The 14,267-nt window shown below is 45.6% G+C and carries 14 protein-coding genes; 8 read left to right on the top strand and 6 right to left on the bottom strand.

The features are described 5' to 3' along the window. Window positions 1-42: 42 nt before the first annotated feature. The 4 genes from DB398_RS14630 (at window position 43) to DB398_RS14615 (ending at window position 3,867) form a co-directional block, all read left to right on the top strand. Window positions 43-480, top strand: a complete 438-nt coding sequence (locus DB398_RS14630; RefSeq protein ID WP_108425190.1) for a hypothetical protein — start codon at window positions 43-45, stop codon at window positions 478-480. 28 nt (window positions 481-508) lie between these two features. Beyond that, window positions 509-1,039, top strand: a complete 531-nt coding sequence (locus DB398_RS14625; protein ID WP_108425189.1) for an RNA polymerase sigma factor — start codon at window positions 509-511, stop codon at window positions 1,037-1,039. A gap of 11 nt (window positions 1,040-1,050) precedes the next feature. Beyond that, on the top strand, window positions 1,051-2,580 hold the full coding sequence (locus tag DB398_RS14620; RefSeq protein ID WP_108425188.1) for an outer membrane beta-barrel protein: 1,530 nt from the start codon (window positions 1,051-1,053) through the stop codon (window positions 2,578-2,580). Window positions 2,581-2,718: 138 nt separating this feature from the next. Beyond that, on the top strand, window positions 2,719-3,867 hold the full coding sequence (locus tag DB398_RS14615) for a histidine kinase (protein ID WP_234416324.1): 1,149 nt from the start codon (window positions 2,719-2,721) through the stop codon (window positions 3,865-3,867). 7 nt (window positions 3,868-3,874) lie between these two features. Here the strand turns inward: DB398_RS14615 and DB398_RS14610 are convergent, their stop codons facing one another. After that, window positions 3,875-4,609: a lysophospholipid acyltransferase family protein gene (locus DB398_RS14610; RefSeq protein ID WP_108425187.1), complete on the bottom strand. Its 735-nt coding sequence runs from the start codon at window positions 4,607-4,609 to the stop codon at window positions 3,875-3,877. Window positions 4,610-4,801: 192 nt separating this feature from the next. Between DB398_RS14610 and DB398_RS14605 the strand changes: the two genes are divergently transcribed. Further along, the gene (locus tag DB398_RS14605; protein ID WP_159076455.1) at window positions 4,802-6,580 is read left to right on the top strand and encodes a sensor histidine kinase; all 1,779 of its coding nucleotides are present in this window, start codon (window positions 4,802-4,804) and stop codon (window positions 6,578-6,580) included. 65 nt (window positions 6,581-6,645) lie between these two features. Then, a complete protein-coding gene (trpS, locus tag DB398_RS14600; protein ID WP_108425185.1) occupies window positions 6,646-7,614 on the top strand; it encodes a tryptophan--tRNA ligase in 969 nt (322 codons plus the stop codon). Window positions 7,615-8,091: 477 nt separating this feature from the next. Here trpS and dprA read toward each other — a convergent pair whose 3' ends face one another. After that, window positions 8,092-9,198, bottom strand: coding sequence for a DNA-processing protein DprA (dprA, locus tag DB398_RS14595; RefSeq protein ID WP_108425184.1), 1,107 nt, complete (start codon window positions 9,196-9,198; stop codon window positions 8,092-8,094). Between the two features lie 105 nt (window positions 9,199-9,303). Between dprA and DB398_RS14590 the strand changes: the two genes are divergently transcribed. Further along, window positions 9,304-10,248, top strand: a complete 945-nt coding sequence (locus DB398_RS14590; protein WP_108425183.1) for an HU domain-containing protein — start codon at window positions 9,304-9,306, stop codon at window positions 10,246-10,248. Window positions 10,249-10,305: 57 nt separating this feature from the next. Continuing rightward, window positions 10,306-10,821 carry an acyl-CoA thioesterase gene (locus DB398_RS14585; protein WP_108425182.1) on the top strand — a complete coding sequence of 172 codons (516 nt, stop codon included), beginning with the start codon at window positions 10,306-10,308 and terminating at the stop codon, window positions 10,819-10,821. Here the strand turns inward: DB398_RS14585 and DB398_RS14580 are convergent. The 4 genes from DB398_RS14580 to DB398_RS14565 all read right to left on the bottom strand — a co-directional run bounded on the left by DB398_RS14580 (window position 10,818) and on the right by DB398_RS14565 (window position 14,241). Further along, the gene (locus DB398_RS14580; protein ID WP_108425181.1) at window positions 10,818-11,441 is read right to left on the bottom strand and encodes a hypothetical protein; all 624 of its coding nucleotides are present in this window, start codon (window positions 11,439-11,441) and stop codon (window positions 10,818-10,820) included. The genes DB398_RS14585 and DB398_RS14580 overlap by 4 nt on opposite strands. Further along, entirely contained in the window at window positions 11,419-12,063 is a 645-nt protein-coding gene (locus DB398_RS14575) for a hypothetical protein (protein ID WP_159076454.1), read from the bottom strand. Before DB398_RS14575 ends, DB398_RS14580 begins: the two co-directional genes overlap by 23 nt. 153 nt (window positions 12,064-12,216) lie before the next feature. Further along, complete coding sequence (locus tag DB398_RS14570; RefSeq protein ID WP_108425179.1) at window positions 12,217-13,053, bottom strand: aldo/keto reductase; 837 nt, start codon at window positions 13,051-13,053, stop codon at window positions 12,217-12,219. Between the two features lie 3 nt (window positions 13,054-13,056). After that, window positions 13,057-14,241, bottom strand: coding sequence for a murein hydrolase activator EnvC family protein (locus tag DB398_RS14565; protein ID WP_234416310.1), 1,185 nt, complete (start codon window positions 14,239-14,241; stop codon window positions 13,057-13,059). Window positions 14,242-14,267 lie beyond the last annotated feature (26 nt).

Genomic DNA, 14,267 nt, shown 5'->3' with positions numbered 1-14,267 from the left:
CTTGTGTATATCGTACATCTAGGGAATAAAAAAAGGATTTGTATGAAAAAAGTGCTTGTGCCCATTTTAGTTTTAGTGGCATGCTCATGGTTCAGTTCCTGCGACCTGAACGATGATTCCCCCAATTTTTATTTTGCCGCCCTAAATACCGTGGAGGCAGATGTTCCCGAGTTTTTTGAGTTCGGGGAGACCTACGATATTGAGGTTACTTACCAAAGGCCCAATAATTGTACCTTCTTTGAAGGATTTGATGTGACAAGGACCGACCAAACGGACCGTGATGTGGTGGTGATCGGTTCCGTTCTTGTGGATGAGGACGAGGCCTGTACCCAAGAAGTAACGGAGGTTGTGGCCACCTTACAGTTCCATGTGATATATACCGGCGAATATCATTTCAGGTTCTATGCCGGTGAAGACGAAAACGAAGAACCCATTTATTTGGAATACACGGTCCCGGTAGATCCGGAACCCGAAAACTGAGTAGCAACAATCCAAAATTGACCAACATTTGGATCTTGAAGAGCTGATACATAATTGTAAAAAAGGGAAACGCCAGGCACAGTCCGAACTATACCAGAGATATTCGGGTGTACTTTTCGGTATGTGCCTGAAGTACTCGCGGAACAAAATCGAGGCCGAGGACAATCTGCACGATAGTTTCATGACCATTTTCAGCAAGATAGACCAATACAGCTTTCAAGGTTCTTTTGAAGGTTGGATCAAGCGGATAACGGTGAACACCGTACTGCAGAAATACAGAAAGGAAAACCATCTCAACGTTGTTTCCGAAGAAATAGAGGACGAGGCCGAGGTGGAAACCGATCAAGCGGACATTAGCCTGTCCACCCTTTTGGGATACATACAGGAATTGCCGCACAAATATAGACTGACGTTCAACCTTTATGTTTTGGACGGGTACAGTCATAAGGAAATCAGTGAGATGTTGGGGACATCCACTGGAACCTCAAAGTCCAACTTGGCGAGGGCCAAGACCATTTTGAGGGAGAAAATAGAAAAAGAGAAAATAAACATTGCTTAAAGAACTTAACAATGGGGAAAAAGAATGTAGAGCAATTGTTTAGGGACACCTTTCGGGATTATCAAGAGACCCCGGACGAAAAGGTGTGGAGGTCCATAGAGGCATCCCTGGACAAGAAGCAAAAGAAAAGAGTGGTCCCGATATGGTGGCAGCTTGGGGGAGTTGCCGCAGCTTTGGTCATACTATTATATGTGATAGACCCTTTCGGAACCGAAGTGAAACAAGATGTGGAGCAGACCATTACCGATACGGAAAAAGGAACGGATCCCGTTTCGACCGACAAAAAAGCCGGCACCACAGATTTTAATGATCCGGGCAATACTGCCGCAACGGAAGGTCTGGCGAACTCTCCTGAGGAAAATGACGCCTCCAAGGTCCAAGATCGTCAAAATTCAGGCAATGGTGACTTCCGTACCAGTTCCGAAGGTCAAGTGGCCCAAACCAACAAAAAAACAGCTCCCAATGAACGGATAACTACTCCCAACATCCAAAACCCAACCGAAAAGGAGACCATGGCGGTCGCGGACAACGTCCAAAAAAGAAACAGCAACGATCAGGACAAGGTTTCCAAACAAGACGTGCTGCCGGACAAGACATCCAATGACAAGGACGCCATCGCGCTCAACAATGCCAAAAACCAATCCTTGGAAAAACAGACAGGTTCCGATATTCAGGCCAAAAAAGAAGAGCAGGCCATTGCCATGAACGAGGAGCAAGAGCAGCCAAAGGAAGAATCCGGGAAAAAATCCATTTTTGATGCCATCAAAGAGCAGGAAGCGGAAGAAGAGCTCATCGCCGCACAGGACAATTCCGGAAAATGGTCCGTTGGCCCATCTGTGGCCCCGGTCTATTTTGGCGCGTCGGGCAATGGATCACCGATTCATTCCGATTTCTCGTCCAACTCCAAGTCGGGCAACTTCAACCTGAGCTACGGCCTTACCGTGGCCTACGAAGTGGGGAAAAAGGTAAAGATCCGGTCAGGGGTACACAAAGTGAACTATGGTTATGATACCAATGATGTTGTGTTTTCCTCAACATTGCGGTCTTCTTCGAACGAGATGTTCGCCAACATTGATTACCGCCAAACTTCGGAGAGCCTTGTGGTCCAAAGTGCTAACAAATCCTATAGCAGCCCTATTGCTTCGGATGGCAAAGAGGTGCTGAACGCAACGGCGGCCCTAGACGGAAAAATGGTACAGCAACTGGGGTATATTGAAGTCCCAGTAGAAATCAACTATGCCCTAGTGGACAAAAAATTTGGGGTGGACCTCATCGGAGGGGTCAGTTCCCTTTTCCTCGTGGACAACTCCGTATTGTTGGAGTCTCAGGATCTGGTCACCGAAGTGGGCGAAGCGAACAATGCAAATTCCGTGAATTTCAGTGCCAATCTGGGCATGGGTCTCAATTATGACTTTTCCCCAAAGGTGCAATTCAACATAGAACCCGTGTTCAAATACCAATTGAACACCTTTTCCAATACTGCTGGCGTGTTCCAGCCCTTTTCCATCGGGGTGTACAGTGGCGTCAGTTTCAAGTTTTAGGAAACAAAAGGTTGGTTAGGAAGATTGCTCCTTTAAGCAATCACTCAGTGCCCCGTTGTTTTGCGGGGCACTTTTTTTTCCACTATCTCCGTTCGCAAATTTTTAGTACTTTGACTACCAAATACTAACCTCCATATTGTGGAACACGATCGGTTTGAAGATGTTCTCATTTATTTTTCAAAATCGCTTCTGGGAAAAGAAGGCGAAGAGAATATTCTTTGGGATATGGCCAAGAACTGTATCTCCAAATTGGGGTTTGAAGATTGTGTGATCTACCTTGTGGACAACAACGATATTTTGGTGCCAAAGGCCACACATGGCCCCAAGAAAACCCAAAACATTGCAAGCGTCCCCATAAAAATTCCGATAGGACAGGGCATCTCCGGGCATGTGGCCCAGACCGCCACGGCCGAGATTGTGGACGACACCTCAAAAGACCCTAGATATATCACGGATGGCACAACACGGCTTTCGGAAATCTGTGTCCCTATCATCTGTGACGGTGTGCTGTATGGCGTCATCGATTGTGAACATCCCGAACCGGGATTTTTTACGGACAGGCATCTTAAGATGCTTTCGGCGATCGCCTCCATATCCGCCATAAAAATCAAAAGTGCCAGGGACTGCAAGGCCCTCACGGAAGAACGGGAACGACTCATCCAGATTAAGGAAGAGATGGTGGAGCTCAAGTTCAGGACGCTGAGTTCCCAACTCAATCCCCATTTTGTGTTCAATGCGCTGAATTCCATCCAATATTTTGTCACTTCCGAGAAAAAGAAACTGGCCATGGAATACCTGTCCATGTTCGGCAAGCTCATCCGGTTCTATTTGGGGCAATTGGGGCAGGATAGTGTCAGTTTGAAGGACGAAATAGAGATGTTGAACGCTTATCTGACCCTCCAAAAGCTCCGCTATGATGGCCTGTTCGATTATGACATCTATGTCCAAGAAAACCTGAAGAAAACCGAGGAGGCCACCATTCCCTCCCTTGTGGTCCAGACCCTTTTTGAGAACATTATTGAGAGTGTCATGTCCCATCAACAAAAGGGGCAGCATTTTGAGATAGTGCTAAAGGTGTTCTCTGCATCGGTCATATTGGAAGTGGTCCACAACTCACAGAGCATGGAATCCGCCAACAATCTATCGGGATATAGGGAAGGTATTTTGCAATGGCAGGATCAGATCAAACTGTTGAACACGGTGAAGGGCTATAACATCACGAACTCCATTAACACCCTTTCGGAGCATAAACGATTGATCACCATAGAGCTTCCCCGACTTTTATAACTTTTCTTTACCCGACAAGTTCGTTCAAAATAAGCTCCCTCACCTCTTCCCTTAGTGTAGAGGTGTCCTCCACACTCAGGATACCGGTTTCAAAAAAGTGGTGTACCCTTGCCCGTATCTGCCCAGGCCCACCATGGTTCAGGGTGAAGGGAAACCGTTTTTTATTGTCGTGGAATGTCATGGGGACTACAGGAATCTTATGGGCTATGGCCATTTTGAAGGCCCCGTCCTTGAACTCATCCAGAACAACATCTTCCTCCGGTACTCCGCCTTCCGGAAATATGCAGATGCTCAGCCCTTGGTCCAGCCTTCGTTGCGCGCGACGGTACACCCCGGTCCGGCTCCGTATATCTTCCCTGTCCACCATAATACAGACCCTTTTATAGAAAAATCCGAAAATGGGGATTTTTACCAGTTCTTTCTTGCCCACAAACACAAAGGGATTTCTGCTCACGAGCAACATCAGCATAATGTCCAACATGCTGGCATGGTTGGCTACCAACATATAACTTTTGTCCCTTTCCATCTGCTGCTCCCTGGTTATCTTGGGAAAACATCCCATCCCGAACAGAATGGGCCTGGCCCAAAGGTTACGTGCCAACCAAAAGAATTGCGGATAGGTCCGTTCCGAAAGGGTCGCCATCAGCAAAAAGGGGAAGAAGAGGAAAATGGGAACCGCCACCAGCAGATAAAACCATACCCGATAAAGGAACTGCCCCATATGTTTGATTGTATCAAGCATGCGCTAATGTAAAGTTTTTCGGACTTTAAATTCCTGGGCAATCACAATATCCAAACCTTTTTCGTTGAGTTGATGTGTATCTCGAAAATATTTGGGAAATTGTGTTGACAATACCACTTTCTGTTTATCGTGAAAAACAACGTCTTAAGAAGATCATTGCTCATTATTGGTCTTTTCCTAATGGTTAAGGGTATGGCCCAAAATGGACCGCATATCCCTTTTAAGGTGTTCAAAAGCGAAAACGATTCCACGACATTCGATCAAATTTTTAAAGGAAGGGCATTTAAGTACCCCAAATCCTCGGAAGAAGCCAACCATAAATCAACCTATTGGCTACAGTTGGATTTCAGGGACAAAATTCCGCCTCTGTACAAGGATTCCGTATTCTATCTAAAGTTCAATTCCTTTGACTTTGGAGAACTTTATTTCTGGGACAAGGACCATGTTTCGAAACGACCCATTGGCCTTTTTGATGATAAGACTCAAGGAACAGAAATACCACTTACAAATTACTATTCAGAAGCCCCTATCGACCAAAATAGTTTAATTGACCAAAGATACTTATACATTAGGGCCAAACGGATAACTTTCTCTGAAAAACTCCAAAATTGGAGCTTTACCCTTCTGGCATCATCATCTGTAAAGAAATTAGATCTTGACGATCTGAAGAGCTTGTGGCCCTTTTATGCCTTTGCTGGGGGATGCCTGATCATCTGGCTATCCACCATAAGTTTTTACTTTTATCTAAGGAAGCTCGAGTTCCTGTTCTACTCCATTTACATTATACTTCTTTTTTTATATGTTTCTGGCGACATCCTAAGTTTGTATGATCATATCTTTAGTGGGAACCGCTTGTTGCACCACTGGTTTTCCCAAGGATCCCTATTGCTGGCCAATTTTGCCTACGGTATGTTTTTCATCTACTACCTCCGTACTAAAAAGGACTATCCCAAGATTCACTCTTTGATGTATGTGATAATGGGGTCTATTTTTTTGCCCATAGTGGTGATCATTGTCTTTTATTTTATGGATTACATGGCCGGCCTGAACTATATGATCTCAAGTTTTACTCACATGATCTTGGGGCTTTCCATTTTAGGACTGATCTATTTAGGGTTCCATGCAAAAAATGTTCTGGCCTATTTCGTGATTGCCGCATCGTTCAGTTTTATAGTCTCCTATGTATTGCACATCTATTTTGCTGACCCTGAAGATGGGTTGCTACTCAATAGTAGGTATTACTTGTTAATTGGATGTTCGTTTGAAATCATCATCTTCACCATTGGCCTCAATTATAAGGTACATCTGGAATTTAGGGAGAACACCCTGCTCCAACAGAAAGCACTAGATGAAAAGAACAAGGCACTTAGGGCGCAGATAAATCCCCATTTTATTTTCAACGCCCTTAATTCCATACAAAACCTGATCATTAAAAATGATATCAAATCATCTTTGAAGTACCTGTCCAGGTTCAGTCATTTGGCCCGAAACATCTTGGAAAGCTCCATACAACCCAACGCCACCATTGATGCAGAAATAGCAATGCTGAAAGATTATTTGGAGTTGGAGTCTCTCCGTTTTGACAACAGTTTCTCCTACGAAATCCATGTAGACGAAGGCCTTGATACCAGTTCTATTGAAATTCCCTACATGACTCTGCAGCCCTTTGTCGAGAATTCTCTGATCCATGGGTTGTTGCCCAAAATTGATGGGGAAAGAAAATTGACCATTAGTTTTAAAAAGAAGAACAATGTCCTTTTATGTCTTGTGGACGATAATGGGATTGGAAGAAAGGCTTCAGAGAATCTGGACAAGAGTTCATTTCGTGAAAAAAAATCCAGGGGAATGGAAGTTACTTCCCTACGCTTAAATGCCTTGGGTGGAAAGGCAAAGGGCTACCAAATCATTGACAAGACGGACCATAACGGGGAGCCCAGCGGAACAACCGTAATAATCGAACTTTGTTTATAAACCTTAGCGACTTCCTGGGTTGATTAAGTTCAATATTCTGTTAACTTTGTCCTCTTTATACTTTTATGGCCCGAATCCTCACAGGAATACAAAGCACAGGCACGCCCCACTTGGGAAATATTTTGGGGGCAATAGCACCCGCCATCGAAATGGCAAAGGACCCTAAAAACGACTCCTTTCTCTTCATTGCCGATATGCACTCGCTCACCCAGATAAAAGATGGAGCACTATTGCGAAGCAACACCTATGCCATTGCCGCCGCTTGGTTGGCCTTTGGACTAGATATTGAAAAGACCGTTTTTTATAGGCAGAGTGACATACCACAAACTGCCGAGCTGGCTTGGTACCTGAGCTGCTTTTTTCCCTATCAGAGGTTGACACTGGCCCATTCCTTCAAGGACAAGGCCGATCGTTTGGAAGATGTGAACGCCGGGCTGTTCACCTACCCTATGCTGATGGCCGCCGATATATTGCTCTACGATGCCGATATTGTTCCCGTGGGCAAGGACCAGCTCCAACACTTGGAAATGACCCGCGATGTGGCTTCACGCTTCCATACCCAGATGGGTGAGACCTTTGTAATGCCCGAGGCCAGGGTGCATGAGCAGACCATGTATGTCCCTGGAACCGATGGCGAAAAAATGAGCAAGAGCCGTGGCAACCTCATCAACCTGTTCCAGCCGGACAAACAGCTCCGTAAGCAGATTATGGGCATTGTGACCGATAGCACGCCCATGGAAGAACCGAAGGACCCTAGCAAAGACAATGTGTTTGCCCTCTACAAACTCTTGGCCTCTCCAGAACAAGTGGAAGAGATGAGTGCCAATTATTTGGCCGGAAATTACGGTTATGGTCATGCCAAGCAGGCCCTGTACGAACTTATCTTGCAAAAGTTTGAAGAGCCCCGCGAAAAATTTGAGTACTACATGAACCACACCGAGGAAGTGGACGAAGCCCTGGCCATTGGTGCCGAAAAGGCCCGAAAAGTGGCGAATACTGTTTTGGCAAGGGTACGGGAGAAGTTGGGGTACTAAAAGTTTTAAGTTCAGGAACCAAGTTCAAGCGCAACCCCATTCCATCGATCAGTTGAATTTATGTTATCCCATTCAATCCTTCTTTTGTTGTAATGCTTCGCTAAGCTCAGCATAACATTTCACCAAATGTTGAATCTTTTCAGGTCATTTTGGGGCATTGGTCGGATTTTCCCTATTATTTCCATGCGCAAAAAAATAGGTCAGCTATTGAAAATGGTCGCGCAATTCACGAAAACCAAGATAAGCTGTGGTTCTTTTCCGTTCAACTGCAGCCCAAAATAGATTGACTGTTCTGTGGTATCCCTCTTCGATGAATGGCAACAGGAAGCCCGTATGTTCCAAAAATATTTCATGCAAAACAGGATGAATGTCCCGATTTGAACGACCAAAGGGCAAGGTTTTAGGTCTTTTTTCCGCATCTCATCCTTCTATTGAAAATCGAGCATATTTCGCTGTCAAGAAATGGAAATAGCCTCTTTAGATCGCCTCGAACAGTTTCCCGGGCAATGGCCGGATCACACCCTTCATTTCCATGCCCAAAAGCGTGGACGAAGTTTTGAAAATGGGCAGATTGCACTCCAAAGCCACGGTGTCCAGTACCTGTTTTCCGTTCAACTGCAGATAGGAGTAGATAGACTGTTCTGTTGCATCCAGCTCGATGAACAGCTGTTTCTGCACGCTGGTTTCCCCCTTTTTAGTCTCCATATCCCACCCCAAAAGGTAGATCAGATCGGCCGCGGAGGTGAGCATGTGGGCCTTTTGGCCCTTGATGAGGTCGTTGCAGCCCTTGCTCAGCTTGTCCGTGCTTCTTCCGGGGAGGGCAAACACCTCCCTGTTGTAACCGTTCGCCAGATCGGCCGTGACCAGACTGCCCCCTTTTTCCGCGGATTCCACCACGATCGTGGCCTCGCTCATTCCGGCAATGATACGGTTCCGTCGTAAAAAATTCTCCCGGTCAGGATTGCTCGTACTCCAGTACTCGGTCATAAAACCCCCGTTTTCCTCCATCCTCCTTTGGTATTTCTTATGGGCCTTCGGATAGATCTGGTTCAGGCCGTGGGCAAGGCAGGCAATGGTCTGCAATCCCTTTTCCATGGCTGCCCGCTGCACCGTAATGTCCACTCCATAGGCAAATCCACTGACGATTATGGGGTCCAGCGGCGCAATCTCCTCAATAAAGGCTTCGCAAAAGGAGGTTCCATAATTGGTGACATTCCTGGTGCCCACCACGCTGATCAATCGTTGTTTCCCCAAATCCATGTTCCCCCGTTGAAAAAGCAGGATAGGGCCATCCACACAATGTTTCAGGTAGGCAGGATAATCCTCTTCCATAAAATAGGACACCTTGATACGTTCTTGGGAAAGAAAATTGTATTCAGATTCGGCCTCTTTGAGGTGTTCGGAATCGTGAAGGGCCTTGAGGGTCAACTTTCCAATACCATCGATCTTTAGAAGGTGGTGCAGTTTGTCCTCAAAAACTGCGGTTGGACTTCCGCAGTGTGCAATAAGTTTTTTGGCCGTCACATCTCCGATATTGGGAATGGCCTGCAGCCGTAGGGCCGCAATAATTTCAGGTTCAGTCATTTGATTTGGGCGTCAAAGTTGTTCACAAAATACGGTTTTTCAAATGTTGAAAAAAAGTGGGGCAGCCTGTTTTGTACTCTTTCTTTTTTTACAATATTTGTCCCCATGCGGATTGATGCCTACATAGAAAAATTATTGTTCGAGTACAATTGTGTCGTGGTTCCTGGATTTGGGGCCTTTTTGACGCACAGCACTTCCGCAAAGATCGATGCTTCCACAAGCACTTTGATCCCTCCTTCCAAAACGCTTTCCTTTAATGCCCAACTTTCCAAAAATGATGGTCTATTGGTCTCTTACATTGCCAAGGAAAAAAAACTGGGTTACGAGGAAATGTTGGGAGAAGTGGAAGAAGTGGCCAAAAACTGGAACTCAAAACTGGAACAAGGAGAAAGTATTGAGGTTTTTGGCATTGGAAAACTTTGGCACAACAAGGAGCGTAGAATCCAGTTCCAACCGGAGAACACCACCAATTTCCTGACTTCATCCTTTGGCCTGTCCACATTTGTGGCAACGCCCATACAGCGGGAAGTGCTCAAGGTAGAGGTGGAGGAGCTCGAAGAGCGCATCCCGTTCATCATCACTCCGGAAAAACGCGAAGCATCGCCCTTCCGTCCTTGGTTGAAATATGCCGCCATTCTATTGTTGGCCGTTTCTTTGGGAGTCACTTCCTACCGCACCTATGGTGATTTCCAACAAAAGGAGGTTGCCGCACAACAGGATGCCCAGCAAGAGGTTTCCCGTCTGATCCAAGAGGCCACTTTCTTTGAAAGTGCCCCGTTGGAACTTCCTGCCATCAACATTGAGGTCACCAAAAGGCAATTGGGCAAACACCACGTGATCGCTGGTGCCTTCCGCGAGGCCGCAAATGCCGAAAAAAGAGTGGAAGAGCTCAAGGAAAAGGGATACAACGCTTTCTATTTGGGCGAAAATCGATATGGGCTCCACCAAGTGGCCTACGATAGCTTTGAGGACCCCAAGCAGGCCCTTGATTTTTTAAAGCAGGTAAAATCCACGGAATCAAAGGATGCCTGGTTGCTTTCGGAGAAATAACCCTCCTTTCTTTAAAACCTTTCCACACTTCAATATCTTTGCGCAAAATATACAGGTATGCGCGTTAAAACCCCAAGTGAATCACGCACTGTGATGACCGATTTGGTATTGCCCAGTGAAACCAACCCCTTGAACAATCTTTTTGGCGGGGAACTCTTAGCCCGTATGGACAGGGCGGCCAGTATTGCCGCTCGCCGACATAGCCGTAGGATCACTGTGACCGCTTCGGTGAACCATGTGGCCTTCAATAGGGCCGTGCCCTTAGGCAGTGTAGTGACCGTGGAGGCTGCGGTTTCCAGGGCATTCAGTACTTCCATGGAAATCTTTATCGATGTGTGGATCGAGGACCGCTTCACCGGCGAACGCACCAAGGCCAATGAGGCCATTTATACCTTTGTGGCAGTAGATGATACCGGAAAACCTACGGAAGTTCCTCCTTTGGAGCCAGAGACCGACTTGGAGAAAGAGCGTTATGCCGCTGCCTTGAGAAGGAAACAGTTGAGTTTGGTGTTGGCAGGCAAACTGAAACCCGCAGATGCCACGGAACTGAAGGCGTTGTTCTTGAAAGATTAAAAAGTATATACTTTGATCCCGATGGAAGGGGCAAAAATTTGGGCATTCCTGAAAAATGTTTCCAGTTCAGGCGCAGTATCAATGTTCAAAAAATCCCAATAGTGTTCCAGTTTTACAAATACTCCCAGCGAATTGCTGAATCTATAACACAGGGCAAGGTTTGCCGCAACGGAAAAACCATCATCCATAAACTTTGTAGTGCTTTGTTTGTGCCTATATAGTACGTATCCCGCCCCAAAACCTGTTCGTACTGAAACTTGTTTGTCGTTTCCTAGAATTGTATAGGTAGCTACTGCATATATATGGGTTATTCCACTCTTCTCAATGGCCCCTACTTTCTCCATATCAATAACATCTCCTTTAAATTGGCTCCATTGAGCTCCAACAAACCACTTAGGTGCAACTAAAATCCTGCCGTCCACATTTATGCCATTTCTGATATCATATCCCTGGGAAAGGAAATTGTCCCCATATGCCTTTGGCAACATATAACTGATCCCGAATTCCACCAATACATTATCATCCATTTCTTTTTTCCCCATTTGTGCTTTCAGGGAAACCAAATTGAAGAACAGCGACACCAATAGAATCCCCTTTTTAAAACTCAAATCTGTACCCATTGGTTTCCAAATTATAAGGTATTTTGATGTTCTCTTCCGTAAGAATCCCATCATTGATCAAGGAATAATAAAACCGAATGGTATCTCCTTCTGGAATTTTTAGTGATACCACATTTTCAACTTCCAAAGGCATCAGTTCGCCCCCAATTTCCATTTCCCAATTCTTATTTCCCACAAAACTTGGATCGACATTGATTTCCTTGATTGAAGAGTCATACTGCAAAAGGTATACAAGAGTATCCTGCGTATTTGTTGTTCTGTGGATCTCAAATCTAGCGTCTTCTATCCTTCCAATCGCAACTGTGGGAATCTCGTACCTTGATCCATTCAACGGCAAAGAATTTATTCCCTTCACTGCCAATGTTGGCCAGTCATCGACATAATCCCTGTTTTCTTTTCCGTTGATTATCAAATAAATAAATTCCTGATTTTCGGGAGAAATTGTGGTGACCCCATAATTTCCTTCTGGTGTTGAACTAGATGCACCTATCAAATCAACATCTTCTTGGGTAGGGGTTAACCCCGGTAGAAATAGAATTGACTTTATAAACTCTCCTGAGGCATAGGCCTCAACAGGAAAATTTGGTAAGGATTCATTTTCGAAAGCCTTGACTTGACCCATGATTGACAGACGTCTGTTATCTTCATAGGACAACTCACATGAGCACGCAATGAATGCAAATAGGAGAATAAAACCATTCTTGTTCATGCATACAAGATACACTCCCATGAATTTGGCTGCATTGCTCTGGATTAAGTAATTGTTATGTGCTGGTTAAAAATCAAAATTATCGGGATTGGGACCAAAACGTTTGCCCCGGTCCAATTTATCCAAAGCTTGGATATCTTCATTGGTCAGCTCAAAGTCAAAAATATCGGCGTTGGAGGTGATCCGTTCCTTTTTGGATGATTTTGGGATGGTGACCACTCCTTTTTGAAGGTCCCATCGCAATGCGACCTGCGCTATGGTCTTGTTGTATTTTGCAGCCATCTTTTTCATGATATCAAGGGCGAAGATATTTCCTTGCATCAATGGCGACCATGCTTCGTATTGGATGCCCTTCGCATTACAAAAATCGATAAGGCCCTGCTGCACCAAATAGGGATGTAACTCCATTTGGTTGACCATGGGCACAACCTCTACCGAGGTCAGCAAATCTTCCAACTGGTGTTTCAAAAAATTGCTCACGCCAATGGCCCGAACGCGTTTTTCTTTATACAGGCGCTCCAAAGCCTTCCAGGTTTCCTTGGACAGCTCCCCTTTGGGCCAATGGATCAAATAAAGGTCCAAGTAATCGGTCCCCAAGCGTTTCAAGCTGGCATCGAACGCCTTTAACGTGGAATCGTAGCCCTGATCGGTGTTCCAGACCTTACTGACCAGAAAAACGTCCTTGCGGTCCACATTGCTTTCCTTGATGCCCGTGCCAACACCTTCTTCGTTATGGTAAATGGCGGCCGTGTCGATGTGTCTATAACCGTGGTCCAAGGCCTCCCTCACTGCATTGATGACTTCGCTCCCATCTTTGGATTGGTACACTCCCAGTCCAAAATAGGGCATGTGGACCCCATTGTGCAATTCAAAGGAGCCTTGTAAATCGGTAATCTTTTTCATGGTTTATAATTGATAGATCCAATCCTCAGGGTTGAGGCGACTGGAATCTTTGTATAGATAAAATTTCAATTTGGTAGTGCCGTCAAACCGGTCGGTATTTATGTCTCCCAAGAGATCTTTGGTGACCACTTTGTCCCCTTTTTTCACATACAAGGTGGACAGGTTATAGTAGGTGCTGATGTAATTCCCGTGTTTGATGGTCACGCCTTTGCTTCCTCCGGGAACTGAAATAATCGCGATCACCTCCCCTTCAAAAATGGCCCTGGCCTTGCTCCCTTTGTCCGTGGTTATGGTCACCCCGTTGTTCTGGTGCTTGATGCCCGGGTAGAGCTTGTCCGCATAGACCCCATATCCTTGGCTCTTGATGCCTTTTTCCACTGGCCAGATGAGCCTTCCTTTGTTGGAGGAGAAATTATCGGCCACCAATTTGGCCTCTGGGGTCAAGGCAAAAGTGGTGCTGGTGGTGGATTTGCCCGAACTCTTGTTGGAACTTGCAATGGCACTCTTGATCAATCGTTCTATCTCTCGATCGATCCTGCGGGCCTCTTTTTGCTTTTCGGCTATGGCTGCGGTATATTTTGCCTCATTTTGTTTCACGCTCCTTAAAAGGCTCCGCTGCGTTTCCACTTCTTTGGAAAGTTCGTTCTTCGCCCTTGTGTTTTCGGCCAAGAGCTGTTCCTTTTCCTTACGCTGTACTACCAAGTCTTGGTTGAGCTTGGCCAACTCTTCTGTTTTGGTGATAATGTTCTCCCCTTGCTTTTTTCGATGCTTTGCATATTGCTGCATGTATTGGAGCCGTTTGAAGGCTTGGTAGAAGTTTTCCGCAGATAGAAGGAACATCACCCGGTTACTCTGGGATTTATTTTGGTATGTCTTCTGGATGAGTTCTGCATAGTCCCCTTTGAGTGCATCCAGATCTTCCCTCAGCTTACTGATGCTCCTGATGTTTACATTGATTTGCCGGTTCAACAAATTGGATTGCTGGTTGGTGACCCTAATCAGTTCTTGACGGACATTGATCTTATTGTCCAAGGCCTCCATTTGATCCAAAATGGAACCTTTTTCCTTGCGCTCGGCAAAGAGCAGCCTATTGATTTCCTTGATTTCTTGTTGCAACCGCTCCCGTTTGGCCTCCAATGCCTTCTGCTCGCTGGTCTGGGCAAATAAAGGCATCGACACAAAAAACATAAGTGTCAGATAATAAAAACAATATG

The organism is Flagellimonas amoyensis, from assembly GCF_003058265.1.
Lineage (GTDB): Bacteria > Bacteroidota > Bacteroidia > Flavobacteriales > Flavobacteriaceae > Flagellimonas > Flagellimonas amoyensis.
This window is presented reverse-complemented; position numbering and strand designations above follow the sequence as displayed.

Excerpts from the sequence above, each read along its gene's own strand:
- DB398_RS14585 (WP_108425182.1), top strand. The coding sequence starts at position 10,306 with ATGCGCGTTAAAACCCCAAGTGAATCACGCACTGTGATGACCGATTTG.
- dprA (WP_108425184.1), bottom strand. The coding sequence starts at position 9,198 with ATGACTGAACCTGAAATTATTGCGGCCCTACGGCTGCAGGCCATTCCC.
- DB398_RS14565 (WP_234416310.1), bottom strand. The coding sequence starts at position 14,241 with ATGTTTTTTGTGTCGATGCCTTTATTTGCCCAGACCAGCGAGCAGAAG.
- trpS (WP_108425185.1), top strand. The coding sequence starts at position 6,646 with ATGGCCCGAATCCTCACAGGAATACAAAGCACAGGCACGCCCCACTTG.
- DB398_RS14620 (WP_108425188.1), top strand. The coding sequence starts at position 1,051 with ATGGGGAAAAAGAATGTAGAGCAATTGTTTAGGGACACCTTTCGGGAT.
- DB398_RS14580 (WP_108425181.1), bottom strand. The coding sequence starts at position 11,441 with ATGGGTACAGATTTGAGTTTTAAAAAGGGGATTCTATTGGTGTCGCTG.
- DB398_RS14570 (WP_108425179.1), bottom strand. The coding sequence starts at position 13,053 with ATGAAAAAGATTACCGATTTACAAGGCTCCTTTGAATTGCACAATGGG.
- DB398_RS14575 (WP_159076454.1), bottom strand. The coding sequence starts at position 12,063 with ATGGGTCAAGTCAAGGCTTTCGAAAATGAATCCTTACCAAATTTTCCT.
- DB398_RS14610 (WP_108425187.1), bottom strand. The coding sequence starts at position 4,609 with ATGCTTGATACAATCAAACATATGGGGCAGTTCCTTTATCGGGTATGG.
- DB398_RS14630 (WP_108425190.1), top strand. The coding sequence starts at position 43 with ATGAAAAAAGTGCTTGTGCCCATTTTAGTTTTAGTGGCATGCTCATGG.
- DB398_RS14590 (WP_108425183.1), top strand. The coding sequence starts at position 9,304 with ATGCGGATTGATGCCTACATAGAAAAATTATTGTTCGAGTACAATTGT.
- DB398_RS14605 (WP_159076455.1), top strand. The coding sequence starts at position 4,802 with ATGGCCCAAAATGGACCGCATATCCCTTTTAAGGTGTTCAAAAGCGAA.